This window comes from Enterobacter sp. Lyrl_3 (assembly GCF_051948675.1).
Taxonomy (GTDB): Bacteria; Pseudomonadota; Gammaproteobacteria; order Enterobacterales; family Enterobacteriaceae; genus Enterobacter; species Enterobacter cloacae.
Genome location: NZ_JAYJLI010000003.1, coordinates 411,363 through 432,845, shown reverse-complemented (window position 1 = coordinate 432,845; position 21,483 = coordinate 411,363). Strand labels below are relative to the sequence as shown.

Sequence of the window (21,483 nt, the reverse complement as noted above, 5' to 3'; positions counted from 1 at the left end):
CGGCCGTAGCCGCCCTTTGTTATTGATTACAGGACGAATCCTGCAATCTGTCAAGTTTGCTCCTCATCCTTCGCGCGATAAATGCGTTACCGCTCAAAGGATGCTGAGGACTTGATATTACTCGCCTTTAGCTGCTTTGAAAGCTTCAGCCATTGCGTTATTAGAGAAGTTTGCATCTTCCTGTTTGTTAACAGTAGCGATTGCATCTTTCTCGTCAGCTTCGTCTTTCGCACGAACAGACAGGCTGATTGCACGGTTCTTACGGTCAACACCGGTGAACTTAGCTTCAACATCGTCGCCAACGTTCAGAACCAGAGTGGCATCTTCAACGCGGTCACGTGAAGCTTCAGAAGCGCGCAGGTAACCTTCAACGCCGTCAGCCAGTTCTACGGTTGCGCCTTTAGCGTCAACTGCAGTCACTTTACCGTTTACGATTGCGCCTTTCTTGTTCAGTGCAACCCAGTTGTTGAACGGATCTTCTGCGAGCTGTTTAACGCCCAGAGAGATACGCTCACGCTCTGCGTCAACCTGCAGAACAACTGCTGCGATTTCGTCGCCTTTTTTGTATTCACGAACTGCTTCTTCGCCTGCAACGTTCCAGGAGATGTCAGACAGGTGAACCAGGCCGTCGATGCCGCCGTCCAGGCCGATGAAGATACCGAAGTCAGTGATAGACTTGATTTTACCTTCAACACGGTCGCCCTTGTTGTGGGTTTCCGCGAACTGCTGCCATGGGTTGTTTTTGCACTGCTTCAGGCCCAGGGAGATACGACGACGTTCTTCGTCGATATCCAGAACCATAACTTCCACTACGTCACCAACGTTAACAACTTTGGATGGGTGGATGTTTTTGTTGGTCCAGTCCATTTCGGAAACGTGTACCAGACCTTCAACGCCTTCTTCGATTTCAACGAAGCAGCCGTAGTCAGTCAGGTTGGTCACGCGGCCAGTCAGTTTGGTACCTTCTGGGTAACGCTTAGCGATAGCTACCCATGGATCTTCGCCCAGCTGTTTCAGGCCGAGGGATACACGAGTACGCTCGCGGTCGAACTTCAGCACTTTAACAGTGATTTCGTCGCCCACGTTCACGATTTCGCTTGGGTGCTTAACGCGTTTCCACGCCATGTCGGTGATGTGCAGCAGGCCATCAACGCCGCCCAGGTCAACGAATGCGCCGTAGTCAGTGAGGTTCTTAACGATACCTTTGACTTCCATGCCTTCCTGCAGGTTTTCCAGCAGCTGATCGCGTTCTGCGCTGTTTTCGGATTCGATAACGGCACGACGGGAAACAACAACGTTGTTACGCTTCTGGTCCAGCTTGATTACTTTGAACTCAAGCTCTTTGCCTTCGAGGTGCAGGGTGTCACGGACTGGACGAACGTCTACCAGAGAACCTGGCAGGAACGCACGAATACCATTCAGCTCAACAGTGAAGCCACCTTTAACTTTGCCGTTGATAACACCGACCACAGTTTCAGCTTCTTCGTAAGCTTTCTCCAGCGTGATCCATGCTTCGTGACGTTTAGCTTTTTCACGAGACAGCAGGGTTTCGCCGAAGCCGTCTTCTACTGCGTCCAGAGCAACGTCAACTTCGTCACCTACCTGGATTTCCAACTCGCCCTGGGCGTTTTTGAACTGCTCTGCCGGAATGGCGGACTCAGATTTCAGACCGGCGTCAACCAGTACTACGTCTTTGTCGATAGCAACAACAACACCGCGAACGATGGAACCCGGACGGGTTTCGATTTCTTTTAAGGATTCTTCAAACAGTTGAGCAAAAGATTCAGTCATGTTTAATCTTCAGGTTAATATTAACGTCCACCTGGCTCCGTGCCGGATGGGGTTGTTTCACATACCCGCCGTCAATCCATTGCAGCGGGGGTACTGCTAAATCGGTCGCAATTACGCGAGTGCCAGTTTTTGGCGCGCATATTGTAGCGCTTTTTCAATCACTTGCTCAATAGTTAAACTGGTGGAATCCAGAACTAATGCATCTTGTGCAGGAACAAGTGGGGCGACGGCGCGGTTACGGTCGCGATCATCGCGCTCTTTTATCTCGGATAAAAGGCGATCAAAGTTAACACTAAACCCCTTCTCCTGCAACTGAAGCATGCGGCGTTGAGCCCGTTCTTCCGAGGAGGCGTCAAGGAAAATTTTCACTGGCGCATCAGGGAAAACCACCGTTCCCATATCTCGCCCGTCAGCGATCAGGCCGGGTGCTTCACGGAAAGCACGCTGACGGCGTAACAGGGCCTCACGAACGCGCGGGAAAGCCGCCACCTGAGAGGCCGCGTTAGCAACCTCCTGCGTACGAATTTCGCCGCTCACATCTTCCCCTTCCAGGATCACTTCGAGGTTGCCATCGGTCGAGACAAAACGCACATCCAGATGCGCAGCCAGCGGAACCAGCGCCTCTTCAGACGCAACATTCACATGGTGATGCAGCGCTGCCAGCGCCAGCACGCGATAGATAGCTCCCGAATCTAAAAGATGCCATTGCAATGCTTCCGCCATCGCCTTGCACAGAGTTCCTTTCCCTGCGCCACTAGGCCCATCAATGGTGATTACCGGGGCAACTGCCGTCATCTTTTTCTCCTTAATAAAGGCATACCGTTAACATGAACGCCGCGCATTATACGCGCCAACGTGCGCAACTGTTACCTTTGCGTGCAAATTACGGAATTAATGAAGCAGAGTGTAGAAGAAATGTGCGGGAACAAACGTCAGAAAACGTAAGGAAATGCCGCATCGGGTGATGCGGCATCTTGTCATCAGGCCAGTGTACTGATGCTGGCCAGCTGTTCGAAATAGTCCGGGAAGGTTTTCGCCGTACATTTCGGATCGAGGATCGTGACAGGTGTATCGGACAAGGCCACCAGCGAGAAGCACATCGCCATACGGTGATCGTTGTAAGTTCCGATTTCCGCGAACTGCAGTTTTGCCGGAGGCGTTACGCGAATGTAGTCTTCGCCCTCTTCCACTTCGGCACCCACTTTACGCAACTCGGTGGCCATCGCGAACAGACGGTCGGTTTCTTTCACGCGCCAGTTGTAGATGTTACGCAGCGTCGTGGTACCTTTTGCAAAGAGCGCAGCGGTGGCAATGGTCATTGCCGCGTCAGGAATGTGGTTCATGTCCATATCGATGGCGTTGAGTTCACCACGTGTACAGGCGATGAAATCCTCCCCCCAGGTCACTACCGCACCCATTTTCTCCAGCACATCAGCAAAACGAATATCGCCCTGCACGCTGTTACGGCCAATACCGGTCACTTTCACCGTACCGCCTTTAATAGCACCTGCCGCCAGGAAGTAAGACGCAGATGAGGCGTCACCTTCAACCAGATAGTTACCCGGAGACTGATACTGCTGCGCACCGCGAACCACGAAGCGCTGATACGCTTGGTTTTCCACCTCCACACCAAAGGTTTTCATCAGATGCAGGGTGATATCAATGTACGGCTTAGACACCAGGTCGCCCTTGATGGTGATGACCGTATCCTGCGGTGCCAGCGGTGCAGTCATCAGCAGTGCCGTCAGGAACTGGCTGGAGACGCTGCCGTCCACCTCGACGTTGCCGCCGGTAAAGCCACCGCGAAGGCGCAGTGGTGGGTAATTTTCTTGCTCCAGATAGTCAATCTGGGCACCGCCCTGACGAAGGGCATCCACCAGATGGCCGATCGGACGCTCTTTCATGCGCGGTTCGCCGGTGAGAACAATATTGTTGCTGCCCAGGCACAGAGCTGCCGCCAGTGGGCGCATGGCGGTTCCCGCGTTACCCAGAAACAGTTCCAGTTCCTCGGCTGAACGTAGCGCACCGCCATTCCCCGTCACTTCACAGCGGGTACGGTCGTCAGACAGCGTGTAGTGAACTCCCAACGCTTTCAGCGCATTGAGCATATGGCGCACGTCATCGCTGTCCAGCAGGTTCGTGAGGACGGTGGTGCCGTTTGCCAGAGCTGCCAGCAGCAGAGCGCGGTTCGAGACACTTTTTGAACCAGGCAGATTGATGGTGCCATCTACCCGCGCGATAGGTTGTAACGTCAGGGATTCCATGAAACTTAACTCTCAACTCAACATAATAAAAACCCCGCAGCAGGGCTACGGGGGTGAAAACAGCGCAATCAACCGTGGCGACGTTCGAAGTCAATCATGAAATCGGTCAGGGCTTTAACGCCTTCCAGCGGCATGGCGTTATAGATGGAGGCGCGCATGCCGCCTACCACACGGTGACCTTTCAGCGCATGCAGACCTGCGGCGAAGGACTCTTCCAGGAAAACTTTATCCAGGTTGCTGTCCGCCAGCTGGAATGGCACGTTCATGCGGGAACGATTGGCTTTCGCCACATCGTTACGATAAAAATCACTCTTATCAATGACGCCGTACAGCAGTTCAGCTTTCTGCTGATTGATCTTGTCCATCTGCGCCACGCCGCCGTTTTGCTTCAGCCATTTAAAGACCAGGCCGGAGAGATACCAGGCAAACGTCGGTGGGGTGTTGAACATGGAGTCGTTATCGTTCAGCACAGTGTAATCAAGAATCGACGGGCAGGATTTATGCGCTTTACCCAGCAGATCGTCACGTACGATGACGATAGTCAGGCCTGCAGGGCCGATATTTTTCTGCGCACCCGCATAGATGACACCGTAGCGGCTGACGTCAATCGGCGCAGAGAGAATGGTGGAGGAGAAGTCAGCGGCAACCACCACGTCTTTACCGAAGTCCGGCGTCTCGTCGATGGCAATCCCGTCAATGGTTTCGTTCGGGCAGTAGTGCAGATACGCGGCGTTGTCAGAGAGCTGCCACTCGCTCATTGGCTTCACGGCACGCAGGCCATCAACGGTCACTTTGGCGTCGATGACGTTTGGCGTGCAATACTTGTGCGCCTCCTTCACCGCGCTGGCAGCCCAGTAGCCAGCGTCAACATAGTCTGCCGTGGTTTTGTCACCCAGAATATTCAGCGGTACGCCAGCAAACTGGCCGCGTCCACCACCGTGGCAGAACAATACTTTGTAGTTCGAGGGAATGTTCAGCAGATCGCGAAAATCCTTTTCTGCCTCTTCCGCCACCTGAATAAACTCTTTACCTCGGTGGCTGATTTCCATCACCGACGTACCCAGACCGTTCCAGTCACAAAGTTCCTGTTGAGCCTGTTTAAGCACGTCTGCCGGTAACATTGCCGGACCTGAACTGAAATTAAAGACTTGAGCCATTTCCCCTCACCACGCTAAAAGCCATAAGTTATAACTGTGGATATCGGTTTTATCATTCAGTGACACGCGCCGCAATGTCTAAAACTTATGACCGGTGAAATGTGCCCTTCGTCACACAATACAATCTGTCGCCTCGCTGTCACAAAACCGACAAAATGGCTGTCAGACAAGGCGTTTGGCCCGGCTAACCTTCGACCATTCCGGATTTGTACAACGGGGACATAATTGATGATCGCCCACGTGCATGGCAACAACATGGCTACATCTTACACAGGCATATTCGCCGGATTCCGGTACCGTTTTAAACCGCTCGATCAACATATCCGGCAGAATACAGAGCCCTGGCTTAACCTCGTCGTCAGGATAGTAATACACGCTGATTTGCCCATTCGTTTCCATTATCGCCAGACGCACTTGCCCAAGCTGCTCCACGCTGTTCAGCCGCAACTCCATAAAGAACTCAAATTCGGTCATATTGGCGCTTTGGACATTTTCCCAGGCCAGCTGTCCGTTCTCAACGATAACGACGGGTTTCCCTTCAAGCATGTCTTCCAGCTTTTCGCTTTTCGACATCAGCCACATGACCAGCCGGTAAAGCAGCGCCAGCGTGACGAAGACAATAAACACCGGCACCATTGGCACATCATCGTAAAAAGCGACATCCCCCGCCGCTGAACCCAGCGTCAGAATGATCAGCACCTCAAACAGCGACATCTGCCGTACGCCACGCCGACCGGTGATTTTAAGAAACAGGAAGACCAGGACGAAGGTATACAGACTACGCAGCGCCACTTCGCCTAAAAATTCGGGTGGGACTTTATCAAACGCCATCCTTTGCAGATCGAATGCTTTCATTTTTTTATGCCTTAACAGTCAGTTACTGACAGTAAGCATAGCCCAGTCTTTTATTTTCGCCGGAGATAGCACCCGTCACGCAAAACCCGTATCATTGCGCGCTTTACGTACGATAAAAGTGAACGCCATGACTCAAACGTTTATCCCCGGCAAAGACGCCGCCCTGGAAGATTCCATCGCTCGCTTCCAGCAGAAACTGACCGACCTGGGCTTTAATATCGAAGAAGCCTCCTGGCTTAATCCAGTGCCTCACGTCTGGTCCGTGCATATTCGCGATAAAGACTGTGCACTGTGCTTTACCAACGGTAAAGGCGCGACGAAAAAAGCGGCGCTGGCTTCTGCGCTGGGTGAGTATTTTGAACGTCTGTCGACCAATTACTTCTTCGCCGATTTCTGGCTGGGTGAAACCATTGCTAACGGCCCGTTTGTTCACTATCCCAATGAAAAATGGTTCCCGTTGACCGAAGACGATGAACTGCCGGAAGGCATTCTGGATGCGCGTCTGCGTGCGTTCTACGATCCAGAAAATGAACTGACCGCCAGCATGCTGATCGATCTGCAGTCGGGTAATGAAGAGCGTGGGATCTGCGCCCTGCCGTTCACCCGTCAGTCTGATGAACAGACCGTGTACATCCCGATGAACATTGTCGGTAACCTGTATGTGTCTAACGGCATGTCCGCCGGTAATACCCGCAATGAAGCGCGTGTGCAGGGGCTGTCAGAAGTGTTTGAGCGCCACATTAAAAACCGCATCATTGCTGAATCCATCAGTCTGCCTGAAATTCCGGCCGACGTGCTGGCGCGCTATCCGGGCGTGGTGGAATCCATTGCTAAGCTGGAGGCAGAAGGCTTCCCTATCTTTGCGTATGATGGCTCGCTGGGCGGTAAATACCCGGTTATCTGCGTTGTGCTGTTTAACCCGACGAACGGCACCTGCTTCGCCTCCTTCGGCGCGCATCCTGACTTCGGCGTGGCGCTGGAGCGTACCGTCACCGAGCTGCTGCAGGGCCGTAGCCTGAAAGATCTCGATGTATTTACTCCACCAACCTTTGACGACGAAGAAGTGGCCGAGCATACCAACCTCGAAACCCACTTCATCGACTCCAGCGGTTTGATCTCCTGGGATATGTTCAAGCAGGACGCAGACTATCCATTCGTCGACTGGAGCTTTGCCGGTACGACCGAAGAAGAGTTCGCTACCCTGATGGCCATCTTCAACGCGGAAGATAAAGAAGTCTACATTGCTGACTACGAACACCTGGGTGTTTACGCCTGCCGTATTCTGGTGCCGGGCATGTCCGATATCTATCCGGCTGAAGATCTGTGGCTGGCAAACAACAGCATGGGTGCGCACCTGCGTGAAACGCTGCTGGCCCTGCCGGGCAGCGAGTGGGAAAAAGAGGATTATCTGAACCTGATCGCCCAGCTGGACGACGAAGGCCATGATGACTTCACGCGCGTACGTGAACTGCTGGGTCTGGCTACCGGTAAAGACAACGGCTGGTATACCCTGCGCATCGGCGAGCTGAAAGCGATGCTGGCGCTGGCTGGCGGCGATCTGGATCAGGCCCTGGCCTGGACCGAGTGGACCATGGAATTCAATCAGTCAGTGTTCTCTGCCGAGCGCACCAACTACTACCGCTGCCTGCAAACCCTCCTGCTTCTTGCGCAGGAAGAGGATCGTGAGCCACTGCAGTACCTGAATGCCTTCGTGCGCATGTACGGTGCCGAGGCGGTAGAAGCCGCCAGCGCGGCCCTGAGCGGCGAAGCGCCATTCTACGGACTGCAGGCGGTCGACAGCGATCTGAAAGCCTTCCCTGCGCATCAGTCGCTGTTGAAGGCCTATGAAAAGCTGCAGAAAGCAAAAGCCGCTTACTGGTCAAAATAAGCGCATATAACATTATCAGCAGTAGGCGTATTTAATCGTCTGGGCTATATTACGGGGCAATTTCATTGCCCCGTTTTTTATTTTTTTCGGCAATGAACGTTGAATGTAATAATAAAGTTAAATATGGGTAAATATAATAATATTTACCTGGGCTTTACTGTTACTTTTTATGGCAAATACTCCATATTAATTAACTGTTTCAGAGGTGGCCGACCGAAAAAATTCAACTCTTTTCATAACTTTTAAAATTTATTTTTATACGGATAATCAAAAACTTACACCGCATTTGTCGTAAAACCATACACACTGCGGGCCTATAAGCCAGGCGAGATATGATCTATATCAATTTCTCTTCTATAATGCTTTGTTAGTATCTCGTCGCCGACTTAATAAAGAGAGAGTTAGTGTGAAAGCTGACAACCCTTTTGATCTTTTACTCCCTGCTGCGATGGCCAAAGTGGCCGAAGAAGCAGGTGTCTATAAAGCAACGAAACACCCGATGAAGACGTTCTATCTGGCGATCACGGCTGGTGTGTTCATCTCTATCGCGTTCGTCTTCTACATCACCGCCACCACCGGTACTGCCGCGATGCCTTACGGCATGGCCAAACTGATTGGCGGCATTTGCTTCTCACTGGGTCTGATTCTGTGCGTTATCTGCGGCGCCGACCTCTTCACCTCAACGGTGCTGATTGTCGTAGCAAAAGCCAGCGGAAGAATTACCTGGGGTCAACTGGCGCGCAACTGGCTTAACGTCTATGTTGGTAACCTGATTGGCTGTCTGCTCTTTGTTTTGTTGATGTGGCTCTCTGGCGAGTATATGACCGCCAACGGTGGCTGGGGACTGAACGTCCTGCAGACCGCGGACCACAAAATGCACCACACATTTATCGAAGCGGTTGCACTTGGCATCCTCGCGAACCTGATGGTCTGTCTGGCGGTATGGATGAGTTACTCCGGCCGTAGCCTGATGGACAAAGCCATGATTATGGTTCTGCCGGTTGCGATGTTTGTTGCCAGCGGCTTCGAGCACAGTATCGCGAACATGTTTATGATCCCAATGGGTATTGTAATCCGCAACTTTGCGAGCCCGGAGTTCTGGACTGCAGTTGGTTCAACCCCGGAAAGTTTCTCTCACCTGACTATTATGAATTTCATTACTGATAACCTGATCCCTGTCACTATCGGGAACATTATCGGTGGGGGTCTGTTAGTTGGGTTGACATACTGGGTCATTTACCTGCGTGGCGACGATCATCATTGATGGTTATCTCAGGCAGTAAATAAAAAATCCACTTAAGAAGGTAGGTGTTACATGTCCGAGCTTAATGAAAAGTTAGCCACAGCCTGGGAAGGTTTTGCAAAAGGTGACTGGCAGAATGAAGTAAACGTACGTGACTTCATTCAGAAAAACTATACCCCGTATGAAGGTGACGAATCCTTCCTGGCTGGCGCAACTGAAGCGACCACCAAGCTGTGGGACAGCGTAATGGAAGGCGTAAAACTGGAAAACCGCACTCACGCGCCAGTTGATTTTGACACCTCCGTTGCTTCCACCATCACTTCTCACGATGCTGGTTACATCAACAAAGCCCTTGAGAAAATCGTTGGTCTGCAGACTGAAGCACCACTGAAACGTGCGATCATCCCGTTCGGTGGTATCAAAATGGTTGAAGGTTCCTGCAAAGCGTACAACCGCGAGCTGGACCCAATGCTGAAAAAAATCTTCACCGAATACCGTAAAACCCACAACCAGGGTGTATTCGATGTTTACACCAAAGACATTCTGAACTGCCGTAAATCCGGTGTTCTGACTGGTCTGCCAGATGCCTACGGCCGTGGCCGTATCATCGGTGACTACCGTCGCGTTGCGCTGTACGGTATCGACTTCCTGATGAAAGACAAATACGCGCAGTTCGTTTCCCTGCAGTCCGATCTGGAAAACGGCGTAAACCTGGAAGCCACCATCCGTCTGCGTGAAGAGATCGCTGAACAGCACCGTGCGCTGGGTCAGATCAAAGAGATGGCTGCTAAATATGGCTGCGATATCTCTGGTCCTGCAACTAACGCTCAGGAAGCTATCCAGTGGACCTACTTCGGCTACCTGGCCGCAGTTAAGTCTCAGAACGGTGCAGCAATGTCCTTCGGTCGCGTATCCACCTTCCTGGATGCGTACATCGAACGTGACCTGAAAGCAGGTAAAATCACCGAGCAAGACGCTCAGGAAATGATTGACCACCTGGTCATGAAACTGCGTATGGTTCGCTTCCTGCGTACCCCAGAGTATGATGAACTGTTCTCTGGTGACCCAATCTGGGCAACCGAATCTATCGGTGGTATGGGTGTAGATGGCCGTACTCTGGTTACTAAAAACAGCTTCCGCTTCCTGAACACCCTGTACACCATGGGTCCTTCTCCGGAGCCGAACATTACCGTTCTGTGGTCTGAAAAACTGCCTCTGAACTTCAAGAAATTCGCCGCTAAAGTGTCCATCGACACCTCTTCTCTGCAGTATGAGAACGATGACCTGATGCGTCCGGACTTCAACAACGACGACTACGCTATCGCATGCTGCGTAAGCCCAATGGTTGTTGGTAAACAAATGCAGTTCTTCGGTGCGCGTGCAAACCTGGCGAAAACCATGCTGTACGCTATCAACGGCGGCGTTGATGAAAAACTGAAAATGCAGGTTGGTCCTAAGTCTGAACCAATCAAAGGCGATGTGCTGAACTATGACGAAGTCATGGATCGCATGGATCACTTCATGGACTGGCTGGCGAAACAGTACGTTACTGCACTGAACGTTATCCACTACATGCACGACAAGTACAGCTACGAAGCCTCTCTGATGGCGCTGCATGACCGTGACGTTATCCGTACCATGGCGTGTGGTATCGCAGGTCTGTCCGTTGCTGCTGACTCCCTGTCTGCTATCAAATATGCGAAAGTTAAACCAATTCGTGACGAAGACGGTCTGGCTATCGACTTCGAAATCGAAGGCGAATATCCGCAGTTTGGTAACAACGACGCTCGCGTTGATGACATGGCGGTTGACCTGGTTGAACGTTTCATGAAGAAAATTCAGAAACTGACTACTTACCGTAACGCTATCCCGACTCAGTCTGTTCTGACCATCACCTCTAACGTTGTGTATGGTAAGAAAACCGGTAACACCCCAGACGGTCGTCGTGCTGGCGCGCCATTTGGCCCAGGTGCTAACCCAATGCACGGTCGTGACCAGAAAGGTGCGGTTGCCTCTCTGACTTCCGTTGCAAAACTGCCGTTTGCTTACGCGAAAGATGGTATCTCTTACACCTTCTCTATCGTGCCAAACGCGCTGGGTAAAGACGACGAAGTGCGTAAAACCAACCTCGCGGGTCTGATGGATGGTTACTTCCACCACGAAGCGTCCATCGAAGGTGGTCAGCACCTGAACGTGAACGTCATGAACCGTGAAATGCTGCTCGACGCGATGGAACACCCTGAGAAATATCCTCAGCTGACCATCCGTGTATCTGGCTACGCAGTACGCTTTAACTCCCTGACTAAAGAACAGCAGCAGGACGTTATCACCCGTACTTTCACTCAGTCCATGTAACTGGAATTGACTGAAATCACGCGTTAAAAAGCGTACAATAAAGGCTCCACGTCAGTGGGGCCTTTTTCTTCCCCACCCCAGTCTCTTTTGGCCGCTATCTATACTGAATGGATAACAGCCAAAACAGACTCGACATAGCCTTTGAGCTGTGCATCAACACAGGCCCCGGGATGGGCCAAATTCGGAGATATCACCGCAATGTCAATTATTGGTCGCATTCACTCCTTTGAATCCTGTGGCACTGTTGATGGCCCGGGCATCCGTTTTATCACCTTTTTCCAGGGCTGCCTGATGCGCTGCCTGTACTGCCACAACCGTGACACATGGGATACGCACGGCGGCAAAGAAGTGACCGTTGAAGATCTGATGAAAGAGGTGGTGACTTACCGCCACTTTATGAACGCGTCCGGCGGGGGCGTCACCGCATCCGGTGGTGAAGCCATTCTTCAGGCGGAATTTGTGCGCGACTGGTTTCGCGCCTGCCACAAAGAAGGCATACACACCTGCCTCGACACGAACGGGTTTGTGCGCCGCTACGATCCGGTCATCGATGAATTGCTTGAAGTCACCGACCTGGTCATGCTCGATCTCAAACAGATGAATGATGAGATCCATCAGAACCTGGTTGGCGTATCCAACCACCGTACGCTGGAGTTCGCCAAATATATTTCAGCCAAGGGCATCAAAACCTGGATCCGCTATGTCGTCGTTCCAGGCTGGTCTGATGATGATGATTCCGCACATCGCCTGGGCGAATTTACCCGCGATATGGGCAACGTCGAGAAAATTGAGCTTCTGCCCTACCATGAGCTGGGTAAACATAAATGGGTGGCGATGGGTGAAGAATATAAGCTTGATGGCGTTAAGCCGCCGAAGAAAGAGACGATGGAGCGCGTGAAAGGTATTCTGGAACAATACGGACACAAGGCCATGTATTAAAGAAGAGGCCCGGTGAGAACCGGGCCTTTTTGTATTTTATTTAAAGACACCATTAATAATGGAAGTCACAATCGCAGTACTCAGCGCAACCAGGACCAGATCGTCACCGACCACGCGCCATTCATAGCCAGGATAGTTAGGGAGCTGGCCCAGCATGGAGGCTGGCACGGTTTTCTTCGCAATACCTGGAGGCAGTGGTTTGCCGCGTGCGAGGTTTTTAGCGATGCCCGGAGGCAGCGATTCATACCCCGTTAATCCATAGTTCACTGCCAGATGGCGAGCATGATCGAAGCTCACGCGAGCATCGACATCATCGCTGACGCTTTTATTCGATTTACCCGGGTTGTCCAGACTACTTTTTTTATTGCCATGAGTATCGGACATTCCGTTGCCATGATTGCCGGAATTCCCGTTGCCGTGATTACCGCCATTACCTTGTCCGCCACTATTACCGTGACCACCACCGCCATTCCCGTTTCCAGGGTTAGCCATGACAGGTGCTGTAGCAAACGTTAAAGACAACACTACTGCCAGTGCGGTAGTGGTTAAACGACGTGTAGCCATGATTGCTGCCTTTTAGTGTTAGAACTCACCTGAATTATCGCCTGGCGTGATAAACAAACAATGCGTAAAATTCTTATATGTGATGGGGACAAAAAAGCCAGTCAATGACTGGCTTTTAATTCATCAGGCATGCGCCACTGGCGTGGGATGTTCGCCCGCTTTGCGCAGCAGCATTAAGAGATAAATAAACGACACGCTGGCAATCATGATAAACAGCAAATTGTCGGAATAATTCTGCATCAGCATCGCGGTGAATGTCGGCCCCAGCAAACTCCCAATGGTATAGCTTAATAACAGCGCCTGGTTCATTGCCACCAGTTGGTGATGTTCTACTTTTTCACAGGCCCAGGCCATTGCGACCGGATAAAGTGTGAAGCCTGCCGCTCCCAGAATAAACAGCGCTGGCGCCATCGCGGCATTGCTGAGCATGGCAAGGCAACCCATGATCACCACGAAGACCTGAACGCGCAACACCAGCAGACGCCCAAAACGGTCTGCCAGACGGCCAATCGGCCACTGTCCGACGATGCCCGCGCTGACCATTACCGCCATCCAGAAGCCGATCCCGGAATCACTGACGCCCTGATGGTTCAGGTAGAGCGGCATCAGACCATAAAGCGACCCCAGAACAATCCCGGAGATGATACAGCCGTTCACGCCCAGACGCGCCTGTCGCAGTCTCAGCATCGGCCAGACGTGGGTCGCTTCCTGATGCTCACTGTTCTGATTCACAATGCGTGTAAAGAGCAGCGGCAGGATCGCCGCCAGGACCATGCCCGTTACCCACGGCAGAACGCTCATCAGGTCGGTCGGCAGTTTGCTGACCATTAATTGCCCAAGCACGGTTCCGACGTAATAGACCATCATATACGCTGCCAGCAGACGTCCCCGGTTGCGCGAGGTACCGCTGCACATCAGCGCACTTTCCACCACGACCCAAATCATCGCGCAGCCTACGCCAGCGATAAAGCGCCAGATCATCCAGCTCCAGAAGCCGACCATCAGGCCCAGCCCGGCACATCCGGCAGCGAAAATCAGCGAGGCCAGATAATAGCTACGGTTAAAGCCAACGCGTTTAATCAGGCTCCCCGTCATTAGGGTGCCCAGCAGGTTCCCCGTGAAAAAGGACGAGCTGACCATACCCACCTGCCAGGTTGGTAAGTTTTCATGGGCAAGCCATAGCGGGACGAGCGTATTCAACACTGCGATCGCTAGGGTCAACAAAAGCAGGCCACAGAGCAACAGGAGCACTGGCCGGGTATAGATGGTCATGGATTAAAAACCGTGAGGAAGTTCAGATTTCGTGCGCATCATGCCACTGGCAAAAACAAAGTCAATCCACCGATTCAGGCATCACGCACGATATGTGCCATGTCGATTTAAAAAACTCATCCTGCTAATGCAAAGTCTGCTACTGATATTAATTATCTGGTTGTTTTTATTTATTTCAGGGGATTTTTAATACCAAACATCAGTCGAAAAATTTCATGATGGAAAAAAGAAAAGCCGGGCGCTATGTCCCGGCTTTTTATAACGAAAAATCAAATCAGCTGGCGATAGCCATGCCTACCGTCATATGCAGGCCGTAAAACACACCGCGACCGATCAACTCCCCTGCCAGCACCAGCACAAAGGCCACTGACAGTAACGGCAGTGCAGGCTGATAACCTTTAAGCTGAGGGGCAATCCAGCATACCAGCGCAACAGCCAGCAACACCACTCGCCAGGCCATCAGAGAACCGTACTCCGGCACCAGGGCTGAGGCCTGCTGAATAGAGCTGTGAATGGTTGCCAGCTCAGCGCCCTGCATCAGCGCAACCATCGTGCTCACCACCAGCGCCAACAGCGAAACGGCGGGAAGCAGACGCATCGCCCAGCCGTCCACACCCGCCACGCGCAGCAGCAGGTAGCCCAGCAGCGGCCCGCCGATAAACATCGTCAGGAAGAAACTCATTGGCGTCCAGACACTATACCAGGTGGGAACGGTATCGATGGTGTTATAAACCCGCACCATCATCCACACGAAGACCACGCCCAGCACCATTGTCACGATCAGCCACACGTTGCGCAGCCCCACAGGAAGCTTTTTCAGGGCTGCCAGCAGCCAACCCAGCCCACCGACGGCAAAGAAGATCGCCCCGCTGGCAATTTCGTTACTCAGTGAGGATGCCCCCACGCGATTGAGAGAGTTGAACGCGCGCATTGGCGAGCCGAGGTGCAGCGTAGAGGCAATAAAACCGATCCCCATCAACACCCACAGACCAAACATACTCAGCACCACGCGCTGCTGCTGTTCAGCTTTCAAATCGCCTTTCAGTAACGCCAGCGCGAGCACAATAAAGCCCCCCGCCACGCACTGCCCAAAGACCGTGAAGCTCATCAGCGGCCATTCATGCCATCCACTTCCCATCTCACACCTCCTTCGGGTTTGCCAGATAGCCGGTGGTATCTCCCGTCGGGCGGCTGTTGGCGTTAGGTTTAATCACAATGCTCGGCTTGGTGAAGTGCGCGGACGGCAGTGGCGCGACGGCCGCAAGCTGGCCGTGTTTTTTACGCAGCTCGTCAATCGGGCCGAAGTCCAGCGCGCGCAGCGGACAGGACTCCACGCAAATCGGCTTTTTGCCTTCCGCCACGCGGTCATGGCAGCCGTCGCACTTGGTCATGTGGCCTTTGGCAGCGTTGTACTGCGGCGCACCGTACGGACAGGCCATATGGCAGTAGCGGCAGCCGATGCAGACATCCTCATTCACCACCACAAACCCGTCGTCACGCTTGTGCATTGCCCCGCTCGGGCACACTTTGGTGCAGGCCGGATCTTCACAGTGGTTACAGGCAATCGACAGGTAATAGGCAAAGACGTTCTGATGCCAGACGCCGTTATCCTCCTGCCAGTCGCCGCCCGCGTATTCGTAGATCCGGCGGAAGCTGACGTCCGGGGTCAGGTCTTTATAATCCTTGCAGGCCAGCTCGCAGGTTTTGCACCCGGTGCAACGGCTGGAATCAATAAAAAATCCATACTGGGTTGTCATCGGTTACTCCTTACACCTTCTCAACCTGAACAAGGTTTGTGTGGGACGGGTTGCCTTTCGCCAGCGGCGATGGGCGCTGCGTGGTCAGTACGTTAATACTGCCAGCCTGGTCGATGCGGTTTGCATCCGGGCTGTACCACGCGCCTTCCCCCAGCGCGACAACACCAGGCATCATGCGGGGCGTCACTTTGGCTTCGATATGCACCTCGCCGCGATCGTTAAAGATACGCACACGATCGCCATTGCTGATGCCTCGCGCTTTCGCATCCGTCGGGTTAATCCACATCTCCTGGCGGCAGGCGGCTTTCAGCACATCAACGTTGCCGTAAGTGGAGTGAACGCGCGCTTTGTAGTGGAATCCGGTCAGTTGCAGCGGGAATTTTGCGGTCAGCGGATCGTTATAATTTTCAAACCCGGGCGTGTAGATCGGCAGGGGATCGATAACATCCCCTTCCGGCAATTCCCAGGTTGCGGCAATGTTTGCCAGCTCTTCGGAGTAAATCTCGATTTTGCCCGATGGCGTGGTCAGCGGATTCGCCTGCGGATCGTCGCGGAAGGCTTTGTACGCCACGTGGTGCCCTTGCGGATCGCGCTGTTTATAGATGCCCTGCTTGCGGAAGGTATCGAAATCCGGCAGGTCAGGGATCGCTTTACGGGAAAGTTCATGCAGATGACGCATCCACTCTTCCTGAGTGCGGCCTTCTGTGAACTGTTGTTCGACACCAAGACGTTTCGCCAGCTCAGAGGTCATCTCATAGATGGTTTTGCACTCGAAACGCGGTTTGATGGCCCGGTCGGTGAAGATCACGTAGGACATGTTGCCGCAGGAGGCATCCAGCGCGAAATCCATCTGCTCCGAGGCAGTGCAATCCGGCAGCAGAATATCCGCATATTTCGCCGATGAGGTCATGTGGCAGTCGATCACCACAATCATCTCGCACTTCTTGTCATCCTGCAGGATTTCGTGGGTGCGGTTGATCTCCGAGTGCTGGTTAATAAGGCAGTTACCGGCGTAGTTCCAGATCATCTTGATCGGCACATCCAGCTTGTCTTTGCCCCGTACGCCATCGCGCAGGGCGGTCATCTCCGGCCCGCGCTCAATGGCGTCGGTCCACATAAACATGGAGATACTTGTCTGAACCGGGTTTTCCAGGGTTGGCATCCGTTCAAACGGCAGCGAATAGGAACCTTCGCGCGCGCCACTATTCCCACCATTAATACCCACGTTACCGGTCAGAATGGACAGCATCGAAATAGCACGAGTGGCGATTTCGCCATTCGCGTGACGCTGTGGCCCCCAGCCCTGGCTGATATAGGCCGGTTTCGCTGAACCGATTTCACGCGCCAGCTGGACAATACGTTCCGCCGGTATCCCGGTGATTTTTGATGCCCACTCCGGGGTCTTCGCCACGCCGTCACTGCCCTGGCCCAGAATATACGCCTTGTAATGCCCGTTGGCAGGCGCACTGGCGGGCAGGGTTTTCTCGTCATAGCCGACGCAGTATTTATCGAGGAATGGCTGATCGACAAGGTCCTCGGTGATCATGACCCACGCCAGCGCGCTGACCAGCGCCGCATCGGTACCCGGGCGAATAGGGATCCACTCATCTTCCCGGCCTGCCCCCGTATCGGTATAACGCGGATCAATGATGATCATCCGGGCGTTAGATTTGGCGCGAGCCTGTTCAAGGTAATAGGTTACCCCACCGCCGCTCATCCGCGTTTCACCAGGGTTGTTACCGAAAAGCACCACCAGTTTACTGTTTTCGATATCGGACGGGCTGTTACCGTCTGCCCAGCCACCGTAGGTGTAGTTCAGGCCGGCAGCAATCTGTGCAGAAGAGTAGTCACCGTAGTGATTGAGATAACCGCCGCAGCAGTTCATCAAGCGCGCCACCAGCGTTTTGCCCGGTGGCCAGGAGCGGGTCAGCGTTCCCCCGAGCGTTCCGGTGCCGTAGTTCAGGTAGATGGATTCGTTACCGTACTCTTTTATCAGACGCTGCATATTGCTGGCGATGATATCGTAAGCTTCATCCCAGCTGATGCGCTCGAACTTCCCTTCCCCGCGCTTACCGACGCGTTTCATCGGGTACTTCAGACGGTCCGGGTTATAAACCCGGCGGCGCATTGAGCGGCCACGCAGACAGGCGCGAACCTGATGCAAGCCGTCGTAGTTATCGTCACCGGTATTGTCGGTTTCGACGTATTTGATCTCGCCATCCACCACATGCATACGTAATGGACAACGGCTACCACAGTTTACGGTACAGGCGCTCCACACCACGTTTTCCGGGGCCGTAGCCGGGGACAACGCATCCGCCGCCGACGCCAGTCGGCTAAAAGGGAGAGTGAAGGCACTGCTGGCAACGGCGAGACCGCCAATTGCCGTGGTTTTCATCAACCCACGGCGAGTGACCTCGGCAGCCATTAACGCTTCAGGCGCTTTGATTTTCATAAAGACTCACTTTGGTTGCTCACAAAGAATAAGGGGCGGAATTAACCGCGATATAGTTTTATATATAACGAGCTAATGCATTATGCGTGTTTTATGCTGGCTTTCATTCGCAGGAGTATTACTACTTTAGAGGGAGGGGGTATTGCGTCGTATCAAACCGAGGGTATAAAAAAAGCGCCAAAAGGCGCTTTTTTGTTGTTAGGCAAAGAATTAGCCGATGTACTGCTGGCCTTTCATGTATGGGCGCAGAACTTCAGGGATCTCAATACGCCCGTCTGCCTGCTGATAGTTTTCCAGCACGGCAACCAGCGTACGGCCAACAGCCAGACCAGAGCCGTTCAGGGTATGCACCAGACGGGTTTTCTTGTCGGACTTGCTGCGGCAGCGTGCCTGCATACGACGCGCCTGGAAATCCCAGACGTTAGAGCAGGAGGAGATTTCACGGTAGGTGTTCTGCGCAGGTACCCACACTTCCAGATCGAAGGTTTTGCAGGCGCCAAAGCCCATATCACCGGTGCACAGCGCCATACGACGGTACGGCAGACCGAGCAGCTCCAGCACTTTCTCCGCGTGGCCGGTCATCTCTTCCAGCGCGTCCATGGACTCTTCCGGACGAACGATCTGTACCATTTCAACTTTATCGAACTGGTGCATACGGATCAGACCACGCGTGTCACGGCCGTAAGAACCCGCTTCAGAGCGGAAGCACGGAGAGTGCGCCGTCAGTTTGATTGGCAGGTCGTCTTCGTCGATGATCTCATCACGCACGAGGTTGGTCAGCGGCACTTCCGCGGTTGGGATCAGCGCGTAGTTGCTGCTGTCGGCTTCCTCGTCCAGCGGACGGGTATGGAACAGATCGCCGGCAAATTTCGGCAGTTGTCCGGTACCGTACAGAGTATCGTGGTTAACCAGATATGGAACGTAGGTTTCGCTGTAACCGTGCTGCTCGGTGTGCAGATCCAGCATGAACTGTGCCAGCGCACGGTGCAGATGAGCAATCTGACCTTTCATCACCACGAAGCGAGAACCGGTCAGCTTCACGGCTGCCGCAAAGTCCAGGCCCGCGTGCATTTCGCCCAGAGTAACGTGATCGCGAACCTCGAAGTCGAACTCACGAGGCGTACCCCAGCGTTTCACTTCAACGTTGTCGTTTTCGTCTTTACCGACAGGAACGCTGTCGTCAGGAATGTTCGGGATAGCCAGGGCGATATCACGAATTTCGGCCTGAAGAACGTCCAGCTCAGCTTTCGCCTGGTCCAGCTCTTCACCCAGTTTGTTCACTTCCAGGCGTAATGGCTCAATATCTTCCCCGCGCGCTTTCGCCTGGCCGATGGACTTCGATCGAGAGTTACGCTCTGCCTGCAGATTTTCAGTTTGTACCTGCAGAACTTTACGACGCTCTTCAAGAGCGCGCAGCTTATCTACATCCAGCTTAAAGCCCCGGCGTGCCAGTTTTTCAGCGACTGCGTCTGGCTCATTACGCAGCAGATTGGGATCGAGCATGCTTATCCTGTGCTTATCGAATTAAAATAGGAAAATGTGGCCACAGCCTGCAGCCACAGGGATACAATGCCAACATTACCGCAACGACTGAACTAACGGTAGCGTTTTATAGGGCTATTTTGATCCTGTCCGGCGAGCCAGGCGAGCTTTTCGCCAATCTTGCCTTCAAGACCTCTGTTTGTGGGGTGATAATAGCGGGTTTGTGCCATTTCCTGCGGGAAATACTCCTCTCCGGCCGCGTAAGCGTTGGGTTCATCGTGAGCGTAACGATACTCCTGCCCGTACCCCATCTCTTTCATCAGTTTCGTTGGCGCATTACGCAGATGCACCGGCACATCGTAGTCCGGGCGCTCACGCGCATCCGACATGGCCGCTTTGAATGCGGTATAGACGGCATTACTTTTCGGCGCGCAGGCCAGATAGACAATCGCCTGAGCAATAGCGCGCTCACCTTCTGCCGGCCCGACGCGAGTAAAACAATCCCAGGCCGAAAGCGCCACCTGCATGGCGCGCGGATCGGCATTGCCAACATCTTCTGAGGCAATCGCCAGACAGCGACGCGCGACGTACAGCGGATCGCCACCGGCAGTGATAATGCGAGCGTACCAGTAAAGCGCGGCATCCGGCGCGCTGCCGCGTACCGACTTATGCAGCGCCGAGATCAGATCGTAAAAGCGATCGCCTTTGTTATCAAAACGGGCGCTACGCTCACCGGCAATTTCGGTCAACAGTTCCGGTTTTAATACCCGTTTGCCGGCGTCGTCGACTTCGGCCATATCGGCCATCATTTCCAGGGTATTCAGCGCCCGCCGCGCATCGCCGTTAACCAGTTCCGCAATTGCCCGACGCGTGTCGTCAGGCAGGACAATGTCCTGTCCGCCATAGCCGCGGGCTTTGTCGTCCATCGCCTGGGTGAGAACTTTTTCAATATCCTCGATGGTGAGCGATTTAAGCAGGTAGACGCGCGCCCGGGAAAGCAGTGCCGAGTTGAGTTCAAATGACGGGTTTTCGGTGGTGGCACCGATGAAGAAGATGGTGCCATCTTCGATGTGCGGCAGGAATGCATCCTGCTGACTTTTATTAAAGCGATGGACTTCGTCCACAAAGAGGATGGTTCGTCGCCCGGCGTTACGGTTCTGACGCGCGCGCTCAATTGCCTCGCGGATCTCCTTCACACCGGATGTGACGGCCGAGATGCGCTCGACGTCCGCGTTAGCGTAGCGGGCGATCACTTCAGCAAGTGTGGTTTTACCGGTACCGGGTGGTCCCCAGAGGATCATCGAGTGCAGATGCCCGGCTTCAATGGCCCGCGGCAACGGCTTCCCCGCAGCCAGCAGGTGCTGCTGGCCAATATACTGAGCTAAATTTTCTGGCCGCATACGCGCGGCCAGAGGTTGAAACGCATTATCTGAAAAATCGAGCGACAGGTTGCCCACTCAT

16 protein-coding genes are annotated in these 21,483 nt (G+C 53.4%); 4 read left to right on the top strand and 12 right to left on the bottom strand.

Going from position 1 to position 21,483, the window contains the following annotated elements; all coding sequences use genetic code 11:
* Window positions 1–117: 117 nt before the first annotated feature.
* From rpsA to VF709_RS09725, 5 genes are all read right to left on the bottom strand, one after another.
* Entirely contained in the window at window positions 118–1,791 is a 1,674-nt protein-coding gene (rpsA, locus tag VF709_RS09745; RefSeq protein ID WP_008499966.1) for a 30S ribosomal protein S1, read from the bottom strand.
* Window positions 1,792–1,902: 111 nt separating this feature from the next.
* Window positions 1,903–2,586, bottom strand: coding sequence for a (d)CMP kinase (cmk, locus tag VF709_RS09740; RefSeq protein WP_149896593.1), 684 nt, complete (start codon window positions 2,584–2,586; stop codon window positions 1,903–1,905).
* A 185-nt stretch (window positions 2,587–2,771) separates the two neighbouring features.
* Window positions 2,772–4,055 (bottom strand): 3-phosphoshikimate 1-carboxyvinyltransferase, encoded by a 1,284-nt coding sequence (aroA, locus tag VF709_RS09735; RefSeq protein WP_023621032.1) that lies wholly within the window; start codon window positions 4,053–4,055, stop codon window positions 2,772–2,774.
* Window positions 4,056–4,123: 68 nt separating this feature from the next.
* Entirely contained in the window at window positions 4,124–5,212 is a 1,089-nt protein-coding gene (serC, locus tag VF709_RS09730) for a 3-phosphoserine/phosphohydroxythreonine transaminase (protein ID WP_048972468.1), read from the bottom strand.
* Window positions 5,213–5,374: 162 nt separating this feature from the next.
* Window positions 5,375–6,067 carry a DUF421 domain-containing protein gene (locus VF709_RS09725; RefSeq protein ID WP_013097308.1) on the bottom strand — a complete coding sequence of 231 codons (693 nt, stop codon included), beginning with the start codon at window positions 6,065–6,067 and terminating at the stop codon, window positions 5,375–5,377.
* Window positions 6,068–6,194: 127 nt separating this feature from the next.
* Between VF709_RS09725 and ycaO the strand changes: the two genes are divergently transcribed.
* From ycaO to pflA, 4 genes are all read left to right on the top strand, one after another.
* Window positions 6,195–7,955: a 30S ribosomal protein S12 methylthiotransferase accessory factor YcaO gene (gene ycaO, locus VF709_RS09720; RefSeq protein ID WP_038981416.1), complete on the top strand. Its 1,761-nt coding sequence runs from the start codon at window positions 6,195–6,197 to the stop codon at window positions 7,953–7,955.
* Between the two features lie 406 nt (window positions 7,956–8,361).
* Window positions 8,362–9,219 carry a formate transporter FocA gene (gene focA, locus VF709_RS09715; protein ID WP_013097310.1) on the top strand — a complete coding sequence of 286 codons (858 nt, stop codon included), beginning with the start codon at window positions 8,362–8,364 and terminating at the stop codon, window positions 9,217–9,219.
* 51 nt (window positions 9,220–9,270) lie between these two features.
* The gene (gene pflB, locus VF709_RS09710; RefSeq protein ID WP_013097311.1) at window positions 9,271–11,553 is read left to right on the top strand and encodes a formate C-acetyltransferase; all 2,283 of its coding nucleotides are present in this window, start codon (window positions 9,271–9,273) and stop codon (window positions 11,551–11,553) included.
* A gap of 198 nt (window positions 11,554–11,751) precedes the next feature.
* Complete coding sequence (pflA, locus tag VF709_RS09705) at window positions 11,752–12,492, top strand: pyruvate formate lyase 1-activating protein (protein ID WP_149896592.1); 741 nt, start codon at window positions 11,752–11,754, stop codon at window positions 12,490–12,492.
* Between the two features lie 36 nt (window positions 12,493–12,528).
* On the opposite strand, the gene VF709_RS09700 is transcribed toward pflA, so the two are convergent.
* The 7 genes from VF709_RS09700 to rarA form a co-directional block, all read right to left on the bottom strand.
* On the bottom strand, window positions 12,529–13,056 hold the full coding sequence (locus VF709_RS09700) for an anti-virulence regulator CigR family protein (protein WP_149896591.1): 528 nt from the start codon (window positions 13,054–13,056) through the stop codon (window positions 12,529–12,531).
* A gap of 123 nt (window positions 13,057–13,179) precedes the next feature.
* Complete coding sequence (locus VF709_RS09695; protein ID WP_013097314.1) at window positions 13,180–14,328, bottom strand: MFS transporter; 1,149 nt, start codon at window positions 14,326–14,328, stop codon at window positions 13,180–13,182.
* Window positions 14,329–14,602: 274 nt separating this feature from the next.
* Window positions 14,603–15,466, bottom strand: a complete 864-nt coding sequence (locus VF709_RS09690) for a dimethyl sulfoxide reductase anchor subunit family protein (RefSeq protein WP_149896590.1) — start codon at window positions 15,464–15,466, stop codon at window positions 14,603–14,605.
* Window position 15,467: 1 nt separating this feature from the next.
* Window positions 15,468–16,085 (bottom strand): dimethylsulfoxide reductase iron-sulfur subunit DmsB, encoded by a 618-nt coding sequence (dmsB, locus tag VF709_RS09685; protein ID WP_029882994.1) that lies wholly within the window; start codon window positions 16,083–16,085, stop codon window positions 15,468–15,470.
* 10 nt (window positions 16,086–16,095) lie between these two features.
* A complete protein-coding gene (gene dmsA, locus VF709_RS09680; RefSeq protein WP_149896589.1) occupies window positions 16,096–18,540 on the bottom strand; it encodes a dimethylsulfoxide reductase subunit A in 2,445 nt (814 codons plus the stop codon).
* Window positions 18,541–18,750: 210 nt separating this feature from the next.
* Complete coding sequence (serS, locus tag VF709_RS09675) at window positions 18,751–20,043, bottom strand: serine--tRNA ligase (protein WP_008499983.1); 1,293 nt, start codon at window positions 20,041–20,043, stop codon at window positions 18,751–18,753.
* A 92-nt stretch (window positions 20,044–20,135) separates the two neighbouring features.
* Entirely contained in the window at window positions 20,136–21,479 is a 1,344-nt protein-coding gene (rarA, locus tag VF709_RS09670; RefSeq protein WP_038419023.1) for a replication-associated recombination protein RarA, read from the bottom strand.
* Window positions 21,480–21,483: the final 4 nt, after the last annotated feature.

Excerpts from the sequence above, each read along its gene's own strand:
- serS (WP_008499983.1), bottom strand. The coding sequence starts at position 20,043 with ATGCTCGATCCCAATCTGCTGCGTAATGAGCCAGACGCAGTCGCTGAA.
- VF709_RS09700 (WP_149896591.1), bottom strand. The coding sequence starts at position 13,056 with ATGGCTACACGTCGTTTAACCACTACCGCACTGGCAGTAGTGTTGTCT.
- dmsB (WP_029882994.1), bottom strand. The coding sequence starts at position 16,085 with ATGACAACCCAGTATGGATTTTTTATTGATTCCAGCCGTTGCACCGGG.
- VF709_RS09695 (WP_013097314.1), bottom strand. The coding sequence starts at position 14,328 with ATGACCATCTATACCCGGCCAGTGCTCCTGTTGCTCTGTGGCCTGCTT.
- rpsA (WP_008499966.1), bottom strand. The coding sequence starts at position 1,791 with ATGACTGAATCTTTTGCTCAACTGTTTGAAGAATCCTTAAAAGAAATC.
- pflA (WP_149896592.1), top strand. The coding sequence starts at position 11,752 with ATGTCAATTATTGGTCGCATTCACTCCTTTGAATCCTGTGGCACTGTT.
- cmk (WP_149896593.1), bottom strand. The coding sequence starts at position 2,586 with ATGACGGCAGTTGCCCCGGTAATCACCATTGATGGGCCTAGTGGCGCA.
- aroA (WP_023621032.1), bottom strand. The coding sequence starts at position 4,055 with ATGGAATCCCTGACGTTACAACCTATCGCGCGGGTAGATGGCACCATC.
- serC (WP_048972468.1), bottom strand. The coding sequence starts at position 5,212 with ATGGCTCAAGTCTTTAATTTCAGTTCAGGTCCGGCAATGTTACCGGCA.
- VF709_RS09725 (WP_013097308.1), bottom strand. The coding sequence starts at position 6,067 with ATGAAAGCATTCGATCTGCAAAGGATGGCGTTTGATAAAGTCCCACCC.
- ycaO (WP_038981416.1), top strand. The coding sequence starts at position 6,195 with ATGACTCAAACGTTTATCCCCGGCAAAGACGCCGCCCTGGAAGATTCC.
- pflB (WP_013097311.1), top strand. The coding sequence starts at position 9,271 with ATGTCCGAGCTTAATGAAAAGTTAGCCACAGCCTGGGAAGGTTTTGCA.
- dmsA (WP_149896589.1), bottom strand. The coding sequence starts at position 18,540 with ATGAAAATCAAAGCGCCTGAAGCGTTAATGGCTGCCGAGGTCACTCGC.
- VF709_RS09690 (WP_149896590.1), bottom strand. The coding sequence starts at position 15,466 with ATGGGAAGTGGATGGCATGAATGGCCGCTGATGAGCTTCACGGTCTTT.